Raw genomic sequence first — 23,472 nt, forward strand, 5'->3', positions numbered from 1 at the left:
GAGAGCGTCCGTGTGACACCCTGAGGGCGCTTCCAGAAAACGTAGCTGCACCGGTTAGGCGGGTGCGTGGAGGTTTCGGTGGCCTCCGTAGCGACATCAGGGTGCCCGAAGCGAAGCGAGGGCGGGTGCCCCTGTAGGAGCGAGGAGGGTGCCGAACCTCGAGCTAATCCCGTCGGGGTTGCGGTAGATTCGCGGTGGTTTTGTGTGCGCCCCGTGCCTAGCGAACTGGTGCGGGGGAGGGCTGTCGCGGTTTAGCGTGTTGCTTGGTGGTTGGGTGTTTTGCGTGCAGGCACACGAAAGCCCGCCACCGTCACACAACAGCAGCGGGCAAACGCAAAACTCAATTACAGGACCGGCCAAATCCGCGTCACAAACTCGCGGAAGTCCTTCACATCCTTACCCTGCTCCAGCAGGCCCGTGCCGTAGCGGGTCACCACCTCCGCATTATCCTCGAAGACCAGCTCGAACGCGCTACCGTTCACCGATTCAATCACCACGGAGTCCTCACCCACCGAATAGGCGTGCAGGGCGTTCGTGTTATCAATCGTCGTGGCCGTACCCGCGGGAGTCAGTCCCGGCATGTTAATCGGCGCGATTATCACCTCGTCCGGAGAATCCTGGTAGCCGATGATGAAGTGCGTCTGATCCGGTGACTGGTGCACCGCCAAATCGGGGTTGCGGTACACGGCGCGGCCCGTCGCGTACACCAGGTTGTACGCACCGTAGTTAATGATCTGCTCATCAAAGACGGGGTGCATCACGCGCACGAGCTCCTCGGCGGTAAGGAACTCGGGATTCTCGAGAGAGTTGAGGGGGTCGACAACCTCTGCGTACTTACTTGCTTCGGTCAGCTCGTCGGCGACCGGGATAATCGGTTCGGTCATAGCTTCAGTCTACCGGGATAGGGGAGACAGGTCACGGGTTTACGGCGATATTACGCATCATTAACCGGGTAATATGCGTCTTTTGCGGATGCTGGAGTGAGGTTCATGCAAGATAGTGCACCAGCGTGCTGAGTGTCCACATCATGAAAGATGAGGCCTGACATGGGCTAATGTGCTCACAACTCGGTTGCTGCCCCTCTAGAGACTTGACTCACCTCTCAGAAAAGGGGCACTATAGAGGGGTGAAGACAGCAATGTTCCAGCGAATTCTACGCCTTGTCGATGTCGCCTAGGGCGCGTGGCAGGGTCTATTCACTGCGACTAAGCGCCCCTATCGCTACCACCAACAGCGGGGGGCATTTTTTATAGCTTGGTACCACCGGGCATAGGATGCGTGAGGACCACACAAATCCCACGCAGAACATTGAGTACAACGAAGAACCAAAAGACACGAGGCATTTCCATGACCATGGGATTTTCCACTTCTGATGACGCGGCAAACGCTCCCGCAGAACGCATGACCGGTTCTCAGGCAATCGTCCGCACCCTCGAAGACCTGGGTGTGACTGACGTTTTCGGCCTGCCTGGTGGAGCTATTCTGCCGACCTACGATCCCCTGTACGATTCCAAGAAGGTTCGTCACATCCTGGTCCGTCACGAGCAGGCTGCAGGCCACGCAGCTCAGGGCTACGCTGTCTCCAGCGGCAAGACCGGCGTGTGCATCGCAACCTCTGGCCCCGGCGCCACCAACCTGCTGACCGCAATCGCTGACGCCAACATGGACTCCATCCCCCTGGTCGCCATCACCGGTCAGGTTTCCACCAAGCTACTCGGTACCGACGCATTCCAGGAAGCTGACATTGTCGGCATGGCAATGCCCATCTCCAAGCACTCCTTCATGATTACCGACGCACAGGACATCCCCCGTGCGCTCGCCGCAGCCTTCCACATCGCCTCCACCGGTCGCCCCGGCCCCGTGCTCGTGGACGTCACCAAGGACGCACAGGTTGGCATGATGGAATACCGCGGCATCCCCGAGGACCTCGAGCTGCGCGGCTACACTCCCGCAACCCGCGGCCACTCCAAGCAGATTCGCGAAGCCGCCAAGCTCATCACCGAGTCCAAGCGCCCCGTCTTCTACGTCGGCGGTGGCGTGGTGCGCGCTGGTGCATCCGACGAGCTGCACAAGCTGGCTAAGCTCATCGGCGCTCCCGTCGTCACCACCCTGAACGCTATCGGTGCGTTCCCCGAGTCCGACCCCCAGAACCTCGGCATGCCCGGCATGCACGGCACCGTTCCCGCAGTGGCTGCCATGCAGAAGTCCGACCTGCTCATCACTCTGGGCGCCCGCTTCGACGACCGCGTGACCGGCCAGGTCGACACCTTCGCCCCCGAGGCCAAGGTCATTCACATCGACGTTGACCCCGCCGAGATTTCCAAGATTCGCTTCGCTGACGTCCCGATTGTTGGCGACCTGAAGTACGTGCTGCCCGAGCTGACCGAGCTGCTCTCCACCGAGTTCGCTCAGGAGCTGCCCAACCTGGGTGAGTGGTGGAACGAGCTGAACGAGATCCGCAAGGATTACCCGCTCGGCTACGAGAAGCCCTCCGACGGCCTGGGCTCGCCTGAGTACGTGCTGGAGCGCATTGGCGCCCTGACCGGCCCCGACGCCTACTACGTCACCGGCGTTGGCCAGCACCAGATGTGGGGTGCACACTACCTCAACCAGGAAAGCCCCCGCCACTTCATCAGCTCCGCAGGCCTCGGCACCATGGGTTACGGCGTTCCCGCCGGCATGGGTACCCAGGTGGCACACCCCAACTCCACCGTGTGGATTATCGACGGTGACGGCTGCTTCCAGATGACCAACCAGGAGCTGGCAACCTGCGCCCAGAACGGCATCCCCGTCAAGGTTGCCATCATCAACAACTCCTCCCTCGGCATGGTGCGCCAGTGGCAGACTCTCTTCTACGATGAGCGCTACTCCAACACCGACCTGAAGGACGGCCACGGCACCGCACGCATCCCCGACTTCGTGAAGCTCGGTGAGGCCTACGGTTGCGCCACCTTCCGTTGCGAGCGCGACGAAGACGTGGACGCCACCATTAAGGCTGCCCTGGAGATCAACGACCGCCCCGTGGTTATTGACTTCACCGTGAGCCCGCACGCACTGGTCTGGCCTATGGTTCCGGCCGGTGTGTCGAACGACAAGATTTGGATTGCGAAGAACACTTCGCCCGACTTTGACCGCGAGGGAGAGAACAAGTAATGTCTCAGCACACCATGTCCGTTCTGGTAGAGGATAAGCCCGGCGTTCTGACCCGCGTCTCCGGCCTCTTCTCCCGTCGACTGTTCAACATCCTCTCGCTGGCCGTCGGCCCGACCGAGAACCCCGGTGTCTCCCGCATCACCGTCGTAACCGAGGGTGACGCTCACACCATCGAGCAGATTACTAAGCAGCTGAACAAGCTCGTGCACGTGCTCAAGGTCGTCGAGCTGCCCGCCGACTCCTCGACCCAGCGCGGCCACATCCTCATCAAGGTGAAGGCTGACGCCGTTGCACGTCTGCAGATCGTTCAGGCAGCTGACCTGTTCCGTGCCTCCGTCATCGACGTCTCTCCCGAGTCCGTGGTCATCGAGGCCACCGGTTCGGCAGAGAAGATTCACGCTCTGCTGGATGTTCTGGAGCCCTACGGTATTCGCGAGATCGTTCGCGCCGGTACCATCGCCCTCTCCCGTGGCCCCCGCGCCATGAGCGAGCGCATCTAACGCCCGCACCGCGAGTGTAGAACAACCCCGCACACGCGGGGAACAGATCGGGTATCGCATCGCTTCAGCCGGGAAACCGGCGGCGATGCGGTACCCGGCTCTATAGGGTTCGCGAACCTTCCGGATGCTTCAGATGCTGAGAAGTACTCTCGAGAACCCGAAACTAAACAGCTTTCAAGTAAAATAGTGAATGTTGAGCCCAGCCTGGGCCGCATATCATAAAGTACTTAGGAGAAGAAAAATGGCAGCAACCATTTTCTACAACGACGACGCAGACCTCTCTGTGATTCAGAGCCGCACCGTAGCAGTTATCGGTTACGGCTCTCAGGGTCACGCACACGCACTGAACCTGCGCGATTCCGGCGTGAAGGTCATTGTTGGCCTGCCCGAGGGCTCCAAGTCCCGCGCCAAGGCTGAGGCAGAGGGCCTCCGCGTTGCAACCGTCGCAGAGGCAGCAGCAGAAGCTGACGTCATCATGATCCTGACCCCGGACCAGGTCCAGGCAAAGGTTTACGCAGAGAGCATCGAGCCGAACCTGAAGCCCGGTGACGCACTGTTCTTCGCACACGGCTTCAACATCCGCTTCGGCTACATCACCGTTCCCGAGGGCGTCGACGTTGCCATGGTTGCCCCCAAGGGCCCCGGCCACATCGTGCGCCGCGAGTTCGAGGCTGGCCGTGGCGTTCCCGCCCTGGTTGCAGTCGAGAAGGACGCATCCGGCGAGGCACTCGCACTGGCTCTGTCCTACGCTAAGGCACTGGGTGCAACCCGTGCAGGCGTCATCAAGACCACCTTCACCGAAGAGACCGAGTCTGACCTGTTCGGTGAGCAGGCAGTTCTCTGCGGCTCCACCTCTCAGCTGGTTCAGTACGGCTTCGAGGTTCTGACCGAGGCTGGTTACCAGCCCGAGATCGCTTACTTCGAGGTTCTGCACGAGATGAAGCTCATCGTCGACCTGATGATTGAGGGCGGCATCGCCAAGCAGCGCTGGTCCATCTCCGACACCGCAGAGTACGGCGACTACGTCTCCGGCCCCCGCGTGATCTCCCCCCAGGTCAAGGAGAATATGAAGGCTGTCCTGGCAGACATCCAGAACGGCAGCTTCGCAAAGCGCTTCATGGACGACCAGGCAGCCGGCGCACCCGAGTTCAAGGAACTGCGCGCCAAGGGCGAGGCACACCCCATCGAGGCTACCGGCCGCAAGCTGCGTAAGCTCTTCGCATGGAACTCCGTTGACGACGACTACACCGAGGGTTCGGTTGCTCGCTAAGCGGTAGCCAAGCTATAGCTTTCTGAGAATCCGGCGTCGCGCCTCTCCTCCCGTGTGGGGGAGGGGCGGGGCGCCGGATTTCTGTCTAACGAGAGCCCCATGACCCCCCAGCATTATATGTGATGTAGTTCATACTTCATTGGGTTGCGGGTGGGACGGAAAGCGCGTATAGTATTTTCTTGTTGCAAGGGAAACCTGCAAAAACAGAATAAGCGCCTCTAGCTCAATTGGCAGAGCAATTGACTCTTAATCAATGGGTTCTGGGTTCGAGTCCCAGGGGGCGCACATCAAGAAAGATCCCGCTGATTCTTCGGAATCGGCGGGATTTTTGCGTTCTCCGCGAAAAAGACTGGAGAAGCTTGGGGGTATAGATATTTCCCCTTGCTCCTACAGGGGACCTGTCCTCGCAGAGCTCGGACACCCTGATGTCGCGGCGGGGAATATCTATACCCCTGCGTGTCTGTGGTTCAGGGGGTCGTGGAATCCCGCCGGGTTCTGTGGGGGAATCGCGGTGGTTCAGTATGTGCGCCCCGTGCCTAGCGAACTGGGGTGGGGGAGGCTGTCGCTTTTTAGTGTGTTGCTTGGTGGCTTGGCGTTTTGCATGTGGGGCAGGGGAGGGCTGTCGCGGTTTAGCGTGTTGCATGGCGGCTGGATGTTTGGGCTGGTGCGCCGTGTTTTCCGGAAGCGCCCTCAGGGTGTCACACGGACGCTCTCCGCAGCGAAGCAAGGAGGGGCGGAGCGTCCGGGTGACGGGTTCCCCTGCGTAGGCGCGGAGGAAACATGCGGCGTGGCAGCCTCCACCCACACGCAATGAGCCACCGCGTTCCAGAGTGTAACCCCGGTGAGAGCCTAGCCTAAGACTGCGGTAAACTGAAAGCTATGACTGCAACTCCGTTCTACATCACCACCGCCATCTCCTACCCCAATGGCAACCCGCACATCGGCCACGCCTACGAAACCATCGCCGCCGACGTGCTGGCCCGCTTCAAGCGCCTCGACGGCTTCGACGTACGCTTCATGACCGGCACCGACGAGCACGGCCAGAAGATGCAGACCACCGCAGAGAAGCTCGGCAAAACCGCCAAGGAACTCGCCGACGAGAACTCCGCACGCTTCAAGGCCATGAACGACGCCCTGAACATCAGCTACGACCGCTTCATCCGCACCACCGACCCCGACCACTACGTCGCATCCCAGGCCATCTGGAAGCGCATGGAAGAGAACGGTGACATCTACCTCGGCAAGTACGCCGGCTGGTACTCCGTCCGCGACGAAGCCTACTACGCAGAAGACGAAACCGAAGTCCGCGACGGCCAGCGCTACGCCATCGCAACCGGCACCGAGGTCGAGTGGACCGAGGAAGAGTCCTACTTCTTCCGCCTCTCCAAGTACGGTGACAAGCTCCTGGAGCTCTACGCCAACGAGGGCTACGTCTTCCCCGAATCCCGCCGTAACGAGCTGATTTCCTTCGTCAAGGGCGGCCTCAACGACCTGTCCATCTCCCGCACCACCTTCGACTGGGGTGTACCCGTACCCGGCAACGACAAGCACGTCATGTACGTGTGGGTCGACGCTCTCACCAACTACCTGACCGGCCTCGGCTACCCCGACACCGAGAACGAGCTGTTCACCAAGTACTGGCCCGCCGACCTGCACCTCATCGGTAAGGACATCACCCGCTTCCACTCCATCTACTGGCCCGCGTTCCTGTGGTCCGCCGGAATCGAACTGCCCAAGCGCGTCTTCGGCCACGGCTTCCTGCTCGTCAACGGCGAAAAGATGTCCAAGTCCGTCGGTAACGTGGTCGACCCCGCCAACCTGGTTGATGCCTTCGGCCTGGACGCCGTGCGTTTCTTCCTCATGCGTGAAGTGTCCTTCGGTCAGGACGGTTCCTACTCCGAAGAGTCCATCATTAACCGCATCAACTCCGACCTGGCCAACAACCTCGGCAACCTCGCCCAGCGTTCCCTGTCCATGGTCGCCAAGAACTGCGGCGGCGCTGTGCCCGAGCACGGCGAATTCACCGAGGCCGACCGTAAGATCCTCGACGAGGCGGCAGCCCTCTACGAGCCCGTCCGTGCAGACTTCGACGAGCAGGCCTTCCACCGCGCCCTCGAGCGCATCTGGACCGTGCTCGCAGACACCAACGCCTACTTCGCTGAGCAGGAACCCTGGACCCTGCGCAAGAACGGCGAGCTTGAGCGGATGAACACCGTGCTGTACGTGACCCTCGAGGTCGTGCGCCAGGTCGCCCTGCTGCTGCAGCCCGTCATGCCCGACTCGACCGCCAAGCTACTGACCCTGCTCGGCGTGCCCGAGGGCGAGTCTCGCCAGTTCGCGGCCCTCGGCACCGCGCTCGTGCCCGGCACCGAGCTGCCCGCACCCGCACCGGTGTTCCCGCGCTACGAGGCCCCCAAGGCATAACGGCTGCTTGAGTAATAGCGGCTGGCGCGTGAGATAGCGCCGTAACGGATAGCGTGAGAAAGCCCTCGGCATCCTTACCCCAGTGGGGAGGAGCCGGGGGCTTTTCGTGTACGCGCGTATGGAGAGGTACGGGCGCAGGGTAGAGACGGGACGCTGGTTTGGTCGCCGCTCATACTTAAGGATGAGGTCGGTACCCCGTTCCGGCAGCCTCGCGTTCAGCTCATACCGCGGAAGCACCGGGAAACCCTGCGCCCGTAGGTAAAGACCCGGTGAACACCCGCCAAAATCAACCTGGAGGATGAGAAAAACCCAGTAGTCAGCGCCACATTGCGTGAAATAATTGAACTATGACTACGACAACTCCTCACGCACAGACGGCACAGCCCGCCGTCTCCGCACGAAACCTCTCCAAAACCTACGGCATGGGTGAAGCCACCGTTCACGCCCTCAACAACGTCTCCGTTGACTTTGAGCAGGGAAAGTTCACCGCCATTATGGGTCCCTCCGGCTCGGGTAAGTCCACGCTGATGCAGACCATCGCAACCCTGGACACCCCCGACCCGAACCCGGCAACCTCGATTCGTATTGGTGGTACCGAGCTCTTCGGCCTGAAGGACAACGCCCTCACCGAATTCCGCCGCGAGCACATCGGCTTCATTTTCCAGGCGTTCAATCTGGTGCCCACCCTCACCGCGGGCCAGAACATTGACCTGCCCCTGGGTCTCGCCGGTAAGAAACCGGACCCGCAGTGGCGCGACTACCTGGTCAAGACCCTCGGCCTGGAAACCCGCCTCGACCACCGCCCCGAACAGCTCTCCGGCGGTCAGCAGCAGCGCGTCGCCATCGTGCGCGCCCTGCTTGCACGCCCCGAAGTGGTCTTCGCCGACGAACCGACCGGTAACCTCGACTCCAATTCCGGCGCCGAGGTGCTGCGCCTGCTGCGTGCCGCCGCAACCGAGCACGCACAGACCATCCTCATGGTCACCCACGACGCAAACGCCGCCTCCTACGCAGACCGCGTGGTCTTCATCAAGGACGGCATGGTCGCCGGCGAAATGATCGAACCCACCTACGACGCCGTCCTCGGCGCAATGGCACAGCTGGAAGGTCGATAAGCCGTGGCAACCACACTGAACACGGTGGCGCGCTCCAACCTGCGCGCCTCCAAAGGAAAATACGTCCTCACGGGTATAGGCATCGCGATCTCATCCTTCTTCATCGCCGCCATTATGATGCTCACCAACTCGCTGCAGGCGACCGTCAATTCCTCCGTTGGTGACGTGCTCTCTCGCGCCGAGGCGGTTGTCGCCTCCGCCGCTACAACCTCCGACGGTAGAGACAGCACCGCCATCTACCTGACTCGTGACCAGATTCAGAAAGTAGAAAAGAGCGACCTGCTCTCCGGCTACTGGGTACAGTACGCTGTCACGGGTAAGCTCGGCACCGGCGACCAGGCAACCCAGGTGCAGTACGACCAGCTGCCCGCCGACTCGAGTCTCTTCCCGTACAAAGTGCAGGGCAAAATCCCCAGTAGCGACCACGAAATCATGGTCTCTACCTACTTCGCGAAGAAGCACAACCTCTCGCTGAACGGCAAGGTCACCAGTACCGACGTTGTGGAATCCGTCAGCGCCCCCGGTACTGATAAGACCGCCGAATACACCGTCGTCGGCCTGTTCGACCCCGGTTTTGAAGGCTCCACCACCAATCAGGCTGTCTTCATTGGCGGCACCAGCCTCGGCGAAGCCGCCCTGAAAGCAGCCGAGACAGAAAACAAGAGCTCCGCGGCAGGCTACCGAAGCATGGCTGGCGCGAACCTCATCTACCTCAAATTCAAGGACGGCGTAACCGACGCCAAGCTCAAGAGCCTGCAGGATACCCTCAGCAGCGGTGACACCAAGAACGACCCGCGCGTCATGACCGGTCAGAAGCTACTGGAGGACTACCAGAAGACCATCTCCACGGTCTTCACCTCCATTAGCGTGGTCCTGGGCGCCTTCGCAGCGCTGGCACTACTGGTTTCCTCCTTCGTCATCTCCAACACCTTCGCGGTGCTGGTCGGCCAGCGCATCCGTGAGCTGGCTCTGCTGCGCACCCTCGGTGCCCGCGGCGGCTCCCTCGTACGGATGCTACTCGTCGAATCCATTACCGTGGGCGTGGTGTTCTCCCTCATCGGCGCACTGCTGACCTACCCGGTTGGCGCGCTGGTTGGTGCAAACCTCACCACCATCATGATTTCGTACTCGATTACCCCGATCCTGGTGAGTGTGCTCCTCTGCACCCTCGTCACGGTTCTGGCGTCGCTCTCCCCGGCACGAAGCGCCCTGCGCATCTCGCCCATTAGCGCGATGAGCGAGCACACCAACCTTGAGGTGCGCAAGCCCGGCAAGGTCGGCCCGATTCTGGGTCTGGTCTTCGGTGCCGCAGGTATCGGCCTGGTTATGCTGGCTCAGAACCAGGGTTCCGGTGAGGGTGCCGGCAATAAGGCCATCCTCCTCATGATGGGGGCCGCGCTGCTGCTCGGTATTGCGGTCTTCCTCATCACCCCGCTGGTACTGCCCCCGCTGGTACGCGCCCTCGGCACGGTCACCCGCACCCAGACCGGCAAGCTCGCGCTCGCCAACGCGCTGCGTTCGCCCAAGCGCACCGTCTCCACCGGCCGCGCTGTGCTGGTGGGTACCCTGGTCGTGTCGACTGTGCTGACCGGTTACTCGGTGCTGAGCGCCTCGCTGACCAAGGCCCTGGATCAGCAGTACCCGATTTCTGCGCAGGCAAAGTACAGCTCGTATGACCAGTCCGAGGTAGCCTCCACCGTGACCAAGGCGGAGGAAATCGCCTCCAAGGTCAAGGGTATTAAGAACGTTCAGGCATCCGCCGTCGGTTACGCAGCCGGTGTGGTCGACTACACCGTCGAGTACGAGGGACAGACCGCCAACCAGAATTCCGACCTGGTGGCGCTGAGCTCCTCCGATTTGAAGGCAATCCTGCCGGGCGAAAACTCGAACCTTGCCGACGACACCGTGCTCGTGCCGCAGGGCCTCTGGAAGTCCGCTGGATTGAATGAGTCCAGCCGCCTGAAGGCACACGGCCCGCTCGGCGAAGTGGAACTCAAGCCCGTCAAGTCCGCAACCAAGCAGAACCTGCTGATTGTCAACCCTGCCACCGCCGCCAAGTTGCAGGACGCCAAGAACCCGCAGAAGGTTGCCAACCCCGCCGCTGAGGAAGCTCAGAAGCGCATGGAAGAAGCAATCGCCAGCGGTGACAAGGAAGCTCAGACGAAGGCCGCTCACCTGACCGTCACCAGCCAGGCAACCGGTAACGACACCGTCGTTCTGGTGCGCGCCGCCTCCCCGCTGACCAGTAGCGAGAACGCGACCCTGCAGGCTGACCTGAACCGAGCCAGCCCGGACAGCTCCTTCACCGGTGGTCTGCAGGAACGTCAGACCTACGACCAGATACTGACCGTTATGCTGACCTTCACTCTGGTGATGCTCATGCTCGCAGTGGTTATCTCCATCATTGGTGTGGCGAACACGATGACCCTGTCGGTCAACGAACGCCGCCGCGAGAACGCGATGCTCCGCTCGCTGGGTCTGTCCCGCAAGCAGCTGCGCCGCATGATCTCCATTGAGGCGATTCTGATTACGCTCGCCGCAGTGGTGCTCGGTATGGTTTCCGGCGCGGTGATTGGTAGCCTCTCTGCGCAGATTATTATGTCTTCCATGAGTGCTTCCGCCCCGCTGGTGCTTGACCTGCCGTACGTCTGGTACGTGGTCATCCTCATTGTGGGTGTGCTCGCCGCGATGCTCGCTTCGGCTCTGCCGGCGGCTCGTTCGGCTCGCATGTCCCCGGTTGAGGGCATGCGCGGCTAACCCGCTGTACCTGGCATAGTCACAGTACCCGGCGAACCCGGATACTCGGCGTGAGAAAGCCCCGGAGGGTGCCTCGATTAGGAGGCGCCCGCCGGGGCTTCACTGTGTCCTCTAGCCTGCCGTGCTCTCTAATCTGCTGTGCTTGTGCTCTCAGATTCTTGGAGCTGACCTGTAGCTTGGCTTTGCGCGTATGATGGGTGTATGAGTACTAGCCACCCCAATCTGCGTCGCGGGTATACGCTACCCCATGAAGCGGAGGTTCTTCAGATCCTCCGTGACGCTGGTGTGCGCCGTGCCCGACTCTTCGGCAGCGCCGCCCGCGGTGAGCTGACCGAAACCAGCGACCTGGATTTTTTGGTGCAGATGCCGGGGGCAGCCCCTTTTGACGAATTCATGCAGATGGTCGATGCTCAGCACCGCATTGAACAGTTGACCGGCCGTAGCGTTGATATGGTCACCCGGTTGCGCCCTCGCATCTATGCGGAGGCAGAACCAGACATGGTGGAGCTGCCGCTATGAAAAGCTCGCTTGATGACTTCTCTCTGATTCTTGAGTCAGCTCAGCGTATCTACGCTTTTACGCCTGAGCGATATGAAGACCTGATAGACGATTCAAACGGGGTAGTCCAGGACGCGCTCTGCATGCGCTTTCAGATTATTGGCGAAACCCTCAATAGAATTCGTTCAAAATACCCAGAAGATTATGAACGGTATGAACGGGCTGAATGGCAGTACCTCATTGCTATTCGTAACATCATTTCTCATAGCTATGTGAGCGTTGATTTTGCTGTCCTATGGGACGTCGCCCGGAATAAGTTGCCTGAGCTGATGAGCGACTTTGAACGAATCATCGACGAGATAGAAGAAACCACTTAACTAAAGAGCCCCGGAAGGTGCCCCCGATCAGGAGGCGCCCGCCGGGGCTTTACTGCGTCCTCTATTTGGTTGTGCCCTTTATAAAGGGAACAATCGCAGGGAGCGCTAGTGGGCGATACCCGCCTCATACGCCATAATGACCGCCTGCACACGATCACGCGCACCCAACTTCGCCAACACGTGCGACACATGCGTCTTCACCGTCGCCTCCGAAAGCACCAGCTCCCGCGTAATCTCCGCATTCGACAAGCCACGCGCAATCAAACCCAGCACCTCAAACTCACGCGGCGACAACTGCTCAATCAACTCACGATGCGGATAATCCTGCACAGGCTCAAAGCTTGCATGCTCAGCCGGAATAAACGTCGCCTTGGGAAGCTCAGAACCAGCAGCCGGGGGAATAGCAGGAACAGACTCAGCGGCAGGAGCGGTAGGAACAACAGGAGCGGGGGAGTCCAGCACCGGAATCATGTGCTCCAACAGGCGACGAGTCGCAGATGGCGCAATCACCGCGTCGCCGCGGTGCACCGTACGAATCGCCTCCAGCAACTGCTCCGGCGGGGTGTCCTTCAACAAGAAACCGCTCGCACCCGCACGCACCGCCGAATACACGTACTCATCAATATCGAAAGTCGTGAGCATAATAATGCGCACCCGCTCATCCTCGGAAACTTCACGCTCGCCGTCACGCTCCAGAATGCGGCGTGCCGCCTCCAGGCCGTCGCAGTGCGGCATGCGCACATCCATGAGGATGACCTGCGGCGCCTGCCCCTCAGACACCATGCGGTCAAAAACGTCAATCGCCGCCAGGCCGTCATCGGCTTCCATGACGACCTGCAGGTCCGGCTGGGAGTTGACGAGCATGCTCAAACCGCCGCGCACTAGGCGCTGGTCGTCAACGAGCATCACGCGAATCGGCTGGGTGGTCTGTGGTACAGAAGTCTGTGGTGCAGAAGAGTACATAGTTTCAATCCTAGATCACGAGGTAGTAGAGGGCACGGGTATTAGAGATCGCGGTAGGGCAGCGCCGCCTCAACGAGCCAGCCGCCGTCAGGCTGCAGACCGTAGGTGAGGACGCCGTGGTAGAGGGCGATGCGCTCGCTCATGCCGCGCAGACCGTTGCCACTGCCGGGTACCGGGCGGGCAATGTGCTGAGCCGCGGTAGAGGAAACCGGGTCGTTATGTACCCACAAGTGCAGACCGTCCTCGCCCCAGTGAATGGTGACGGTGGTTGCCGCGCCGGGGGAGTGCTTGAGCGCGTTGGTGAGCGCCTCCTGCACGGTGCGGTACGCCGCCAGCTCGGCACCCTGCGGTAGGGTGCGCGCCATGGTGCCGGTAATTCCGGTGAAAGTGACGGGTAGCCCGGCGCGGCGGCTCTGCTCCACGAGAGCGGGCACATCGCTGAGGGTGGGAACGGGTGCGTAGGCGGTTGCCTCGTCCGTGCGGAGTAGCCCGAGGAGGGAACGCATCTGAGTGAGGGAGTCGCGTGCCGTGTCTGCGATGAGTTCGAGGGTCTGCTCGGCAATATCCGGTTCGCTCTGCTGCTGAGCCTGACCGGACTGCTCAGCCTGTTCAGTCTGCTGCTCTGCCTGCTCTGCCTGCTGGGCGCGTGCGGTGCGGGCGCTCGCGGCGGCGTAGCGTGCCCCATCCGCCTGAGAAATAATGCTGGAGAGCGAGTGCGCCACGATATCGTGCATTTCGCGGGCGATGCGGGTGCGTTCATCCTGCGCGGCAAGGCGGCGTTCCTGTTCCTGCTCGTATTCGAGGCGGCGGGCGCGTTCTTTGAACTCTTCGCTGCGCAGTTCGCGCATGCGGCGGGAGTCGCCGAGGAACCAGAAGACGGTGAAGATGGATCCGCAGAGCACGCCGAGCATCAGGGAGATGAAGATGCGGGCGGGTATGTCGTCCCAGTGGTAGAGGAACGAGAGCGAGGCCTGCACGGTGACGGCGAGTGCGCCGACCCAGCCGAAAATGAGGCCGCGGAAGCGGGCGCGGCGGGTCCAGTGCCTGCCGATATGGTAGGCGGCGAGGCTGACGGGCGGGTAGCAGGTGATGACGAGTGAGTCGGGGAAGGGGGTCACGAGGGTGAGACAGAGCGCCGCGATGACCACGTAGATGCTGCCGTAGGGGAAGCGGTAGCGGAAGTAGAGCGCGGTGGTGCTACAGAGCGCGGAGATGAGCGGGATCCAGCCGTAGCCGTTGATGAAGGCAACGGAGAGTACGCAGCAGAAGAACTGCATGTGCGCGACGACGATGACGTTCATCCAGCCGCGTTTGTCTCTGAGGTAGTTTTGCATGCGGCTGGAGGCGCTGATTGCGTCGGCGGGTAGATCGCTGTTTTCTGAGCTGCCGCGGGTATGCGTTACGGCGTAGCCTGATTCGGCTGTCTCTGTGCTGTGCTGTGGGTTCTGCTGGGGTTTTGTGTGCTTGAGGGGCATATGTCCAGTGTAACGATGGGGTGAGGGGAGTACGGCGGGTATAGGAGGCCCACAAAATGCGCTGACGTGCACATAGTGTGTGTGGGTATATCTTTGTCTGTGTGTGATTCTGTGTGCGCGACACGCTGAAATACAGGATTATTTATGAGCTTCGCCACATTAAATCAGACTTTTCTCTCAATCACCGCTTGAGGGTTTGGGCTTATATGGGGTTTGAATTTAGGTGTATATCACTAAAAACTTTCTTAAGTAACCTATTTGGGTTGAAAAACCTTCAATCTTAACGGAGGGTTTTTGTTATAACCCCTCATCAGGGCTCTATTGAAAACCATTGCGGGGGTTGGATTTGGTGGGTATAGTTTTACCTGTATCGTCACCCGGCGTGTAGAAGGCTGAGCCCATCGGGCGCACCAAGGCCCCTTGTGGGACGCTCCCACGCGGAACGGTACAGCATTATGTTGTTATCATCCGGGGTCGGAATACTGTCCGGCTTTACTCGCTCAATCACTTTGGTGAATTGTCACCGTGCACGACGATGGGTGATAACTCTTATTCCTCAAATGACATCACTCTCGAAGGACATATATGTCTACTAACATTTCTCGCCGCAAGGTTGTTGCGGGCGCAGCATGGGCTGCTCCGGTTGTCGCGGCTTCTGCCGTTGTTCCGGCTTTCGCTTCCTCCACCGAATGCGAGTGGGCTTCCTCCGCTGCTTACAGCGCTAACGGTAACGCTTCGGGTGCTAAGGGCACCACTTCTTTCGTTGTTCCCGAGCGAGTCGACAAGATTAAGTTCGAGGTCGTCGGCGGTGCCGGTGGTACCAACTACCCCGATATGGTAGCAGGTTCCGGTGCTAAGGTCACCGGTATCATCGAGGTCAAGCCCGGCCAGACCGTTCAGCTCGTCGGCGCAGCCGGTGGTATCGGTAACAACCCCCTGACCCCCGCAGAGGGTGGCGAGGGCTACGGTAACGGCGGTTCCTCCAGCCTGCCCAACCCCGTCCCCTCCAGCATCATGCAGCAGGTCAACACTATTTGGCCCGCTAGCTCCCCCCTGAAGCGTATTACCTACTCCGCTTCCGGTGGTGGCTCCTCCGCTCTGGTCATCGACGGTACCCCCGTTGCAGTTGCAGGTGGCGGCGGTGGCGCTGGCTTCATCAACAACGGTGGCGCTAACAACAACCCCGATTACATGGAAGCTGGCGCAGTGACCGCTTCTTGGCAGTGGCCCGAAGGTGCAAAGCGCAACGGCAACATCATCTTTGGTTCCACCGGTGGCTCCGCTGACGGTGCATCGGGTTCTGCAGGTCAGGGTGGCTTCGGTATCTACGACGCTGACAGCTCCATCAAGGAAACCGTTGAAGCCGGTGAAGGTGGCGCAAACGGTATCGGTGGTAACGGTGGTTCCAAGACCGCTCTGCACACCGGCAAGTCCCCGAACGGCGTGCTGGGCTTCTACTCCACCAACAACCAGGAGATTTACCAGTCCTCCAAGTCCGGTAACCAGGGTGGCGAAGGCTTCAAGGGTAATGGTGGCAACGGTGTAGCATCCTACTCCTACCTGATCGACAACAACGATCGCACCAAGAAGGAAGAGGGTACCCACAAGGGTACCGGTTACGCTCTCGAGTACAAGTCCATCGGCTTCAACTTCAACGGCTACGAGTCCGTCATCTCCGCAGGTGGTGGCGCAGGCTACGGTGGCGGTGGCTCCGGTGCTTCCAGTTCCTCCTCCGCAATCGTTCTGACCCAGAAGTGGAACAACAACCCCAACGGTATCCGCCAGAACGTCTCCTTCGGCCAGCTCGGCGGCGGCGGCGGCGCAGGTGGCTCCTACGTTGCTCCCGGTGTTTCCGGCGGTGCTATCGAGTCCGCAGGCAACGCTCCGACCGATCGTGGCGCACGTGGCAACGGCTACGTCAAGGTCACCCTCTGCCAGCGCACCGCATAATTAGCGGTAACGTTTTAGGTACTCGACCCCACTCGGGGCAGAAATACCATCTCTTTTCCCCGGCTGATGATTCAGCCGGGGAAAAGAGTTTTAACCCTCCTGTTTCCCCTAGCCACGCTGCGGGTCTTCCCACCCGCCCGGAACGACCCGGACTCCGACGGCCCAGACTCTGAGAACCCGCCCGCGCACCCTACCGCCCGCCCGCGGCGCGTATTACGGTAGAGGCATGACTGAAGCACGTAGCATCGACCTCGCCGTCATCCCCGGCGACGGCATCGGCCCCGAAATCATTACCGAAGCCCAGCGCATCCTCACCCGCGCCTGCGAGCTCGAAAACATCACCGTCAACCCCACCCAGTACAAGCTCGGCGCCGAGCACTGGCTCGAAACCGGTGAGACCCTGCCCGAGTCCACCATGGAATCCCTCAAGCAGCACGACGCGATCCTCTTTGGCGCTATCGGTGCCGACCCGCGCAGCGGCAAGATTCCCTCCGGCCTCATCGAACGCGAAATGCTCCTGAAGCTGCGCTTCGCTTTCGACCACTACATCAACCTGCGCCCCTCCCGCCTGTACCCCGGCGCGGTCTCTCCGCTGGCCAACCCCGGCAACATCGACTTCGTCGTTGTGCGTGAAGGCACCGAAGGCCCCTACATCGGCAATGGCGGCGTCATCCGCGGCGGCACCCCCCACGAAATCGCCACCGAGGTCTCCCTCAACACCGCACACGGCGTGGAGCGCCTGATTCGCTACGCCTTCGAGCTGGCCTCCACCCGCCGCAAGAAGGTCACCCTCGTGCACAAGACCAACGTGCTCACCCACGCCGGTCGCCTCTACAACCGCTACTTCGCCGAAATCGCGTCTGAATTCCCCGAGGTTGAGACCGACTACCTGCACATTGACGCGACCACCATCTTCATGGTCACCGACCCCTCCCGCTTCGACGTGATCGTGACCGATAACCTTTTCGGCGACATCATCACCGACCTTGCCGGCGCGGTCACCGGCGGTATCGGCTACGCGGCAAGCGGCAACATTAACGCCGTCGGCGAGTTCCCCTCCATGTTCGAGCCCGTACACGGCTCGGCACCGGATATCGCCCGCCAGAACAAGGCCAACCCCACCGCCGCCATCCTCGCCGGCGCGATGCTGCTGCGCCACCTCGGCTACGATGCCGCCGCGGCCCGCATTGAGGACGCCGTCGAGGCGGACATGCGCGAGAACGGCGCCACTGTGCGTGGCACCGATCGGGTTGGCGCGGACGTGCTCGCACGCCTCGGCTAAGGTCAGCTGACTAAAACTCGCTTATGACAGCATGAGCGCTGAATAAAAACGCCAGGGAAGCCCGGAAGGAACGCACCTTCCGGGCTTTACCCGTACCAGGGGTACCCGAGCCGGTAGGGGAGAGGGGCCGAACGATTGCTCCGCCGCCGAAACCGGCCTGCCAAAATTAGCCCGCCGAACTGCTCACCGGAACTAGGCCGCCGAACCTGACCTGCGAAACCCACCTGTTCACATCCTGAATGGGGTAAAAGGTGCACATGCGGCAAAAGCATCTTTCCGGTACTCTAAAACAGTCGAGCACACCCGCCCGACCTCCTCGGCGGTGGATACCCTCCACCGCGTACCTTGATGCATCCACGCTGCTCGAAAGCACGAACCGTCCCCACGGATGCACCACCTGCCTCGGCACCGCGCCCACCGCACACACCCCGGCGCATCAGCGGCCGCAGGTAGCCCCGGCCGCTCCCACCGTACGAGAGCGACCGAACTCGAAGAACGCAGAATGATGCATTAGACGAAGAGGAACGCAGAACGATGGCCATCGAATTCAGCCACGAAGCAAACCAGTCACCCGCCTCCGCCGAACGCCGCGAAGAAATCCTCAAGAACCCCGGCTTCGGCGACTACTTCACCGACCACATGGTCACCATCGACTGGGAGGGCGACTACAAGACCGGCGGCACCTGGTACGACGCCCGAGTCCACCCCTACGGCCCGCTCGTCCTCGACCCCGCAGCATCCGTCTTCCACTACGGTCAGGAAATCTTCGAGGGCGTTAAGGGCTACCGCCACGCCGACGGCTCCGTGTGGACCTTCCGCCCCGAAAAGAACGCCGCCCGCTTCGCGAACTCCGCGCACCGCCTCTCCCTGCCCGAATTGCCCGCCGAGACCTTCATCGAATCCCTGCGCGAACTCGTGAAGATGGACGAGCAGTGGGTACCCACCGGCGACGGTGAAGCCTTCTACTTCCGCCCCTTCATGATCGCAACCGAGGCATTCCTGGGCGTTCGCCCGGCCCGCCACGTGCAGTACCATGTGATTGGCTCGCCCGCCGGTAACTACTTCGGCACCCCCGAGCCCGTGGACATCTGGCTCTCCACCACCTACGCCCGCGCGGGCGAGGGCGGCACCGGCGCAGCCAAGTGCGGCGGTAACTACGCAGCATCCATGATCGCCCAGACCGAGGGTGAAAAGCACGGCTGCAAGCAGGTGATCTTCAAGGACCCGCACCGCGGCGACGCCATCGAAGAGCTCGGCGGCATGAACGTGTTCTTCATCTTCGGCAAGGAAAACAAGATCGTCACCCCCGAGCTGACCGGCACCATCCTGGAGGGTGTGACCCGCTCCTCGCTGATTCAGCTGGCCAAGGACCGCGGCATGACCGTGGAGGAGCGCGCCATCACCCTCAACGAGTGGCGCGAGGGCGTGGCCAACGGCGACATCACCGAGATTTTCGCCTGCGGTACCGCAGCAGTGGTTGCCCCCATCGGCAAGCTCAAGGCCGAGGATTTTGAGATTCCGGCACCCACCGAGCACTTCGGTGAGATCTCCAAGAGCCTGCGCGAAGAGCTCGTCGGTATTCAGCTGGGCACCGTTGAGGACTGCCACGGCTGGATGACCCGCCTCATCTAATCTTTCACGCGAAATCCCCGCGGGATGCGCTCCCACCCGGAACGCACCCGCGGGGATTCGCTGTGCCCGGCGCATAGCCGCGTGCGGCAACTATCTGCCGGGGCGCATATGCGGGGGAGGGGAACGCTAGGAGGGAGGCACCGGACTCGCCTAGTTGAATTACGTGCCCCGCCCCGCCTCCACGCTCATTCCGCGCCGCCGCCCCGACCCTCGAAGGCTGGTACCCTAGAAAGTATGCGTATTGCACGATTTACCGTAAATAATGAGCTCCACTTCGGGCTGGTCGAAGGCGAAGCGGGCGAAGAGACCCTGCGCGTCATCGCCGGCGACCCCTTCTACTCGGGCGTCGAACCGACCGGCACGACCTACCCCATCGATCAGGTGCGTCTGCTCGCCCCGATCATCCCCCGCTCCAAGGTGATTGGAGCGATCGCAAACTGGGCAGGAACCGAGGCGCCCGCCTCCCCGCAGTTCTTCCTCAAGCCGAACACCACCGTGATTGGCCCCGGTGACCCCGTGACCCTGCCCGAGTATTCCGAAGCCGTCAGCGCAGAAGGTGAACTCGCCGTCGTTATCGGCCGTATCGCCAAGTCCGTGCCGCTCGAGCGCGTGCACGAGGTCATCTTCGGCTACACCGTGGCCAACGACCTCACCGCCCGCGACCTGCTCGAGGACCGCCAGTGGACCCGCGCCAAGGGCTTCGACGGCGCCACCCCGCTCGGCCCCTGGATTGAAACCGACCTGGACACCGACTCGCTGAACATCACCACCTGGGTCGACGGCGACGTCGTGCAGGAGGGCAACACCTCCGAGATGCACTACTCCGTGGCCGAACAGGTGGCCGCAGCCTCCGAAATCTTCACCCTGCTGCCCGGCGACGTCATCCTGACCGGCACCCCCGCCGGCGTCAGCGTGCTGCGCGACGGCAACGAGGTCGAGGTCGAGGTCGAAGGCATCGGCTCCCTCGTCACCCGCGTGCGCGACTAAGCCGCCCGCGCTCCACACCATCTACCGTCCATCCTGAACACACCGTCAAGGAGACAACATGACCGAGTACCACGGTCCCGAACTCAACACCCCCGCAGACACCCGCGTGCGTTTCTGCCCCTCGCCCACCGGCACCCCGCACGTGGGCATGGTGCGCACCGCCCTCTTCAACTGGGCCTACGCACGCCACACCGGCGGTAAGCTCGTCTTCCGCATCGAAGACACCGACGCAGCACGCGACTCCGAAGAGTCGTTCAACCAGGTGCTCGAATCCCTGCACTGGCTCGGCATCAACTGGGACGAAGGCGTCGGCGTCGGCGGCCCCCACGAACCCTACCGCCAGTCCGAGCGTAAGACCGCAGGCATCTACAACGAGATCTTCGAAAAGCTCGTTGAAGGCGGCTACGTGTACGAAGACTTCTCCACCCCCGACGAGGTGAAGGAACGCCGCAAGGCAGCCGGTCAGGACCCGCAGCTCGGCTACGACAACTACGACCGCAACCTCACCGAAGAGCAGAAGGAAGCCTACCGCGCCGAGGGCCGCCAGCCCGTGTGGCGTCTGCGCATGCCCGACGAAGACATCACCTTCAACGACCTCGTTCGCGGTGAAATCACCTTCAAGGCTGGCACCGTACCCGACTACGTGGTCGTCCGCTCCAACGGCGACCCGCTGTACACCTTCGTGAACCCCGTCGACGACGCACTCATGGGCATCACCCACGTGCTGCGCGGCGAAGACCTGCTCTCCTCCACCCCGCGTCAGATTGCGCTCTACCGCGCACTCATCGACACCGGCGTGACCACCTTCATCCCCGAATTCGGCCACCTGCCCTACGTCATGGGCCAGGGCAACAAGAAGCTCTCCAAGCGCGACCCCGAATCGAACCTCTTCCTGCTGCGCGATGCCGGCTTCATCAAGGAAGGCCTGCTGAACTACCTGTCCCTGCTGGGCTGGTCCCTCTCCGCAAACCAGGACGTCTTCAGCATCGACGAGCTCGTCGAGCACTTCGATGTGCACGACGTGGTGGCCAACCCCGCCCGCTTCGACGTGAAGAAGGCGGAGTCCATCAACGGCGACCACATCCGTGCCCTCGACCCCGAGGACTTCCGCAACCGCCTGATTCCGTACCTGCAGGCTGCCGGTGTGCTGGGCGAAACCCTCACCGAGCGCCAGGAGCAGGTGCTCACCGAGGCCGCACCCCTCGTCCAGGAGCGTATGCAGCTGCTCGGCGAGGCCCCCGGCCTGCTCGCCTTCCTCTTCAAGAGCGACGACGAGATTACCGTGGCGGACGACGCCCGCAAGCAGCTCAAGGAATCCGCACCGCAGGTGCTGGCCGCCGCCATCGAGGCCCTGGAGCCCCTCGAGGACTTCACCGCCGCCAACATCGAGGCAGCGCTGCGCTCGGCCATCGTCGACGGCCTGGAAATCAAGCCGCGCCTGGCCTTCGGCCCCGTGCGCATCGCAGTGTCCGGCGAGCGTATCTCCCCGCCGCTGTTCGAGTCCATGGAGATCCTGGGCAAGGATTCCTCCCTCGCACGCCTGCGCAAGCTGGCCGCTGAGCTGGGCTAACCATGAGTCGGTCGAATAACCAATCCATCATCGGCAAGGCGCTGTTCAAGGGCACCCTCATGGCGCTCACCAATGCCTGCATTATCTGGCTGATTCTGTACATCGCCAACATGGACAAGTCCGTCTTGATGGTGGTCGCTGTTGTCGTTGCGGCAGCCTTCGGATACGTGACCGCCTACTTGGAGGCGCGCGCCGCCCTGAACGCTCAAGAAGCTCAGGCACGGCACGCCCGCGGTGGCGACGTCAGCAGTTCGTCTGACGGCGTAGACACTTCGGACTCTTCGGATTCCTCGCGTGAAGAGGATGACAAAGACGACTTCGTGGACCCGGGCCCCGACCCCTACGCTGGCGACTTCGACGCCGGCTCAAGTAGCTCCGACTACAGCAGCTCCGACTACAGCAGCTCGGACTCCGGAGGCGGCGATTCGGGCGGCGGCGATTCGGGCGGCGGCGACTAGCGCCTCCTGACACCTGCCTGAGCGGCCGGATACTCGGCATGCTCGTAATGCTAAACATTCCCCCTCTTGACGGAGGGTTTACCGGAATATCTTCCGGGAAACCCTCCGCCGGGAGGGGGAATTTTTGTTGGTCAAAGAAAAATTTTTGTGATGGATAATCCATCTATATTCGCTTGTCAATGCGTTTTTATGCGTAAATTTTGGGGCCTGGGATGCGCAGAGGAGAAAGCTTTGGGTTGCACACTCTGTTCGGTATCCGTATAGTTATATCCGTTGCCGCGACAAACAAAGTTTGAAGCGAAAACATGCGGTTGTAGCTCAGTTGGTAGAGCACCACCTTGCCAAGGTGGATGTCGCGAGTTCAAGTCTCGTCAACCGCTCCACTGAAAGCCTCGAGGTTCGCCTCGGGGCTTTTTCGTTGTCTCCAAAAGTTTTGTGTCTTAGTGAATAAATCTGCGAGGGGTGGGTGCGGGTGGAAGTGAAATCCCTGGAGAATGGCGAGGCGTTGAAGCGGAGGCGTGGGATGCGGTAATTCTGTGCCGGTCAATCCCGCACTAACCCTCTAGCTTGTCCGAGGTGTTTTCCGAATCGGATACCTTGAGCTGATTTCTAGGTAGTGGCAGGGATTCAAAAAATCTTCAAAAATTTTGGTGGGCAAATCGTGCGGGGGAGGGGCGGAAACTGCGTTCTGGACCCTCCTTCGACTGCTTTGAGGGGCTAAAATTGGCTCCAGAGCCCTCTCTTTGAGGTTTTTTAAAGAATTTTTTGACCCCAAAAACCCCGGAATTCTGCGGAAGTAGCGGATACCAGAGTGAGAGTGTGAGGCAGGTTACCGTATTTTGGCTTGCATGCCTCCCGAAAGCCCCGTATAGTTATTACTCGTTCCGGTGATGAGCCGAAAGGCGAAAGGCGGAACGGTAACTCAATAGAGTAATGGGATATGGTGTAATTGGCAACACGAAGGTTTCTGGTTCCTTTGTTCTAGGTTCGAGTCCTGGTATCCCAGCTAACCTCCATCTGGAGGTTGCGGCCCCATCGTATAGCGGCCTAGTACTCCGCCC

General features: G+C 61.2%; 17 protein-coding genes and 3 tRNA genes. 17 read left to right on the plus strand and 3 right to left on the minus strand.

Annotation, left to right across the window (positions count from 1 at the left end):
- Window positions 1-344: 344 nt before the first annotated feature.
- Window positions 345-884, minus strand: coding sequence for a hypothetical protein (locus HMPREF2630_RS06010; protein WP_070483876.1), 540 nt, complete (start codon window positions 882-884; stop codon window positions 345-347).
- 463 nt (window positions 885-1,347) lie between these two features.
- Between HMPREF2630_RS06010 and HMPREF2630_RS06015 the strand changes: the two genes are divergently transcribed.
- The 9 genes from HMPREF2630_RS06015 (at window position 1,348) to HMPREF2630_RS06055 (ending at window position 12,094) form a co-directional block, all read left to right on the plus strand.
- On the plus strand, window positions 1,348-3,153 hold the full coding sequence (locus HMPREF2630_RS06015) for an acetolactate synthase large subunit (protein ID WP_049333228.1): 1,806 nt from the start codon (window positions 1,348-1,350) through the stop codon (window positions 3,151-3,153).
- Window positions 3,153-3,653: an acetolactate synthase small subunit gene (gene ilvN / locus HMPREF2630_RS06020; protein WP_049333225.1), complete on the plus strand. Its 501-nt coding sequence runs from the start codon at window positions 3,153-3,155 to the stop codon at window positions 3,651-3,653. Before HMPREF2630_RS06015 ends, ilvN begins: the two co-directional genes overlap by 1 nt.
- A gap of 241 nt (window positions 3,654-3,894) precedes the next feature.
- The gene (ilvC, locus tag HMPREF2630_RS06025; protein WP_070483881.1) at window positions 3,895-4,923 is read left to right on the plus strand and encodes a ketol-acid reductoisomerase; all 1,029 of its coding nucleotides are present in this window, start codon (window positions 3,895-3,897) and stop codon (window positions 4,921-4,923) included.
- A 212-nt stretch (window positions 4,924-5,135) separates the two neighbouring features.
- A tRNA-Lys gene (locus HMPREF2630_RS06030) sits at window positions 5,136-5,208 on the plus strand.
- A 594-nt stretch (window positions 5,209-5,802) separates the two neighbouring features.
- Entirely contained in the window at window positions 5,803-7,347 is a 1,545-nt protein-coding gene (gene metG / locus HMPREF2630_RS06035) for a methionine--tRNA ligase (RefSeq protein WP_070483882.1), read from the plus strand.
- Between the two features lie 347 nt (window positions 7,348-7,694).
- Window positions 7,695-8,462 (plus strand): ABC transporter ATP-binding protein, encoded by a 768-nt coding sequence (locus tag HMPREF2630_RS06040; RefSeq protein WP_070483887.1) that lies wholly within the window; start codon window positions 7,695-7,697, stop codon window positions 8,460-8,462.
- Window positions 8,463-8,465: 3 nt separating this feature from the next.
- Complete coding sequence (locus tag HMPREF2630_RS06045; protein WP_070483888.1) at window positions 8,466-11,219, plus strand: ABC transporter permease; 2,754 nt, start codon at window positions 8,466-8,468, stop codon at window positions 11,217-11,219.
- A gap of 201 nt (window positions 11,220-11,420) precedes the next feature.
- Window positions 11,421-11,738: a nucleotidyltransferase family protein gene (locus HMPREF2630_RS06050; RefSeq protein WP_049345616.1), complete on the plus strand. Its 318-nt coding sequence runs from the start codon at window positions 11,421-11,423 to the stop codon at window positions 11,736-11,738.
- Window positions 11,735-12,094, plus strand: a complete 360-nt coding sequence (locus HMPREF2630_RS06055; protein ID WP_049333215.1) for a HepT-like ribonuclease domain-containing protein — start codon at window positions 11,735-11,737, stop codon at window positions 12,092-12,094. The genes HMPREF2630_RS06050 and HMPREF2630_RS06055 overlap by 4 nt, the downstream gene beginning before the upstream one ends.
- 105 nt (window positions 12,095-12,199) lie before the next feature.
- Here the strand turns inward: HMPREF2630_RS06055 and HMPREF2630_RS06060 are convergent, their stop codons facing one another.
- Both HMPREF2630_RS06060 and HMPREF2630_RS06065 read right to left on the minus strand, forming a co-directional pair.
- Window positions 12,200-13,057, minus strand: coding sequence for a response regulator (locus tag HMPREF2630_RS06060; RefSeq protein ID WP_070483890.1), 858 nt, complete (start codon window positions 13,055-13,057; stop codon window positions 12,200-12,202).
- A 41-nt stretch (window positions 13,058-13,098) separates the two neighbouring features.
- Window positions 13,099-14,358 (minus strand): sensor histidine kinase, encoded by a 1,260-nt coding sequence (locus HMPREF2630_RS06065; protein WP_083298897.1) that lies wholly within the window; start codon window positions 14,356-14,358, stop codon window positions 13,099-13,101.
- 759 nt (window positions 14,359-15,117) lie between these two features.
- Here HMPREF2630_RS06065 and HMPREF2630_RS06070 point away from each other — a divergent pair.
- The 8 genes from HMPREF2630_RS06070 (at window position 15,118) to HMPREF2630_RS06105 (ending at window position 23,417) form a co-directional block, all read left to right on the plus strand.
- The gene (locus HMPREF2630_RS06070) at window positions 15,118-16,482 is read left to right on the plus strand and encodes a hypothetical protein (RefSeq protein ID WP_070483895.1); all 1,365 of its coding nucleotides are present in this window, start codon (window positions 15,118-15,120) and stop codon (window positions 16,480-16,482) included.
- Window positions 16,483-16,708: 226 nt separating this feature from the next.
- Window positions 16,709-17,764 (plus strand): 3-isopropylmalate dehydrogenase, encoded by a 1,056-nt coding sequence (locus HMPREF2630_RS06075; RefSeq protein ID WP_070483896.1) that lies wholly within the window; start codon window positions 16,709-16,711, stop codon window positions 17,762-17,764.
- Between the two features lie 534 nt (window positions 17,765-18,298).
- Window positions 18,299-19,396 (plus strand): branched-chain amino acid aminotransferase, encoded by a 1,098-nt coding sequence (locus HMPREF2630_RS06080; protein WP_070483898.1) that lies wholly within the window; start codon window positions 18,299-18,301, stop codon window positions 19,394-19,396.
- 234 nt (window positions 19,397-19,630) lie between these two features.
- Window positions 19,631-20,383, plus strand: a complete 753-nt coding sequence (locus HMPREF2630_RS06085; RefSeq protein WP_049333204.1) for a fumarylacetoacetate hydrolase family protein — start codon at window positions 19,631-19,633, stop codon at window positions 20,381-20,383.
- Window positions 20,384-20,441: 58 nt separating this feature from the next.
- On the plus strand, window positions 20,442-21,953 hold the full coding sequence (gltX, locus tag HMPREF2630_RS06090; protein ID WP_070483900.1) for a glutamate--tRNA ligase: 1,512 nt from the start codon (window positions 20,442-20,444) through the stop codon (window positions 21,951-21,953).
- Between the two features lie 2 nt (window positions 21,954-21,955).
- Window positions 21,956-22,411 carry a hypothetical protein gene (locus tag HMPREF2630_RS06095; RefSeq protein WP_070483902.1) on the plus strand — a complete coding sequence of 152 codons (456 nt, stop codon included), beginning with the start codon at window positions 21,956-21,958 and terminating at the stop codon, window positions 22,409-22,411.
- Window positions 22,412-22,718: 307 nt separating this feature from the next.
- Window positions 22,719-22,794 (plus strand) — tRNA-Gly (locus HMPREF2630_RS06100).
- Window positions 22,795-23,345: 551 nt separating this feature from the next.
- Window positions 23,346-23,417 (plus strand) — tRNA-Gln (locus tag HMPREF2630_RS06105).
- Window positions 23,418-23,472 lie beyond the last annotated feature (55 nt).

Source organism: Rothia sp. HMSC072B03, assembly GCF_001809565.1.
GTDB classification, from domain to species: domain Bacteria; phylum Actinomycetota; class Actinomycetes; order Actinomycetales; family Micrococcaceae; genus Rothia; species Rothia mucilaginosa_A.

Coding starts and splice junctions, on each gene's coding strand:
- HMPREF2630_RS06070 (WP_070483895.1), top strand. CDS start 15,118: ATGTCTACTAACATTTCTCGCCGCAAGGTTGTTGCGGGCGCAGCATGG.
- HMPREF2630_RS06075 (WP_070483896.1), top strand. CDS start 16,709: ATGACTGAAGCACGTAGCATCGACCTCGCCGTCATCCCCGGCGACGGC.
- HMPREF2630_RS06055 (WP_049333215.1), top strand. CDS start 11,735: ATGAAAAGCTCGCTTGATGACTTCTCTCTGATTCTTGAGTCAGCTCAG.
- HMPREF2630_RS06065 (WP_083298897.1), bottom strand. CDS start 14,358: ATGAACGTCATCGTCGTCGCGCACATGCAGTTCTTCTGCTGCGTACTC.
- HMPREF2630_RS06050 (WP_049345616.1), top strand. CDS start 11,421: ATGAGTACTAGCCACCCCAATCTGCGTCGCGGGTATACGCTACCCCAT.
- HMPREF2630_RS06080 (WP_070483898.1), top strand. CDS start 18,299: ATGGCCATCGAATTCAGCCACGAAGCAAACCAGTCACCCGCCTCCGCC.
- HMPREF2630_RS06085 (WP_049333204.1), top strand. CDS start 19,631: ATGCGTATTGCACGATTTACCGTAAATAATGAGCTCCACTTCGGGCTG.
- gltX (WP_070483900.1), top strand. CDS start 20,442: ATGACCGAGTACCACGGTCCCGAACTCAACACCCCCGCAGACACCCGC.
- HMPREF2630_RS06095 (WP_070483902.1), top strand. CDS start 21,956: ATGAGTCGGTCGAATAACCAATCCATCATCGGCAAGGCGCTGTTCAAG.
- ilvN (WP_049333225.1), top strand. CDS start 3,153: ATGTCTCAGCACACCATGTCCGTTCTGGTAGAGGATAAGCCCGGCGTT.
- HMPREF2630_RS06040 (WP_070483887.1), top strand. CDS start 7,695: ATGACTACGACAACTCCTCACGCACAGACGGCACAGCCCGCCGTCTCC.
- HMPREF2630_RS06015 (WP_049333228.1), top strand. CDS start 1,348: ATGACCATGGGATTTTCCACTTCTGATGACGCGGCAAACGCTCCCGCA.
- HMPREF2630_RS06010 (WP_070483876.1), bottom strand. CDS start 884: ATGACCGAACCGATTATCCCGGTCGCCGACGAGCTGACCGAAGCAAGT.
- ilvC (WP_070483881.1), top strand. CDS start 3,895: ATGGCAGCAACCATTTTCTACAACGACGACGCAGACCTCTCTGTGATT.
- metG (WP_070483882.1), top strand. CDS start 5,803: ATGACTGCAACTCCGTTCTACATCACCACCGCCATCTCCTACCCCAAT.
- HMPREF2630_RS06060 (WP_070483890.1), bottom strand. CDS start 13,057: ATGTACTCTTCTGCACCACAGACTTCTGTACCACAGACCACCCAGCCG.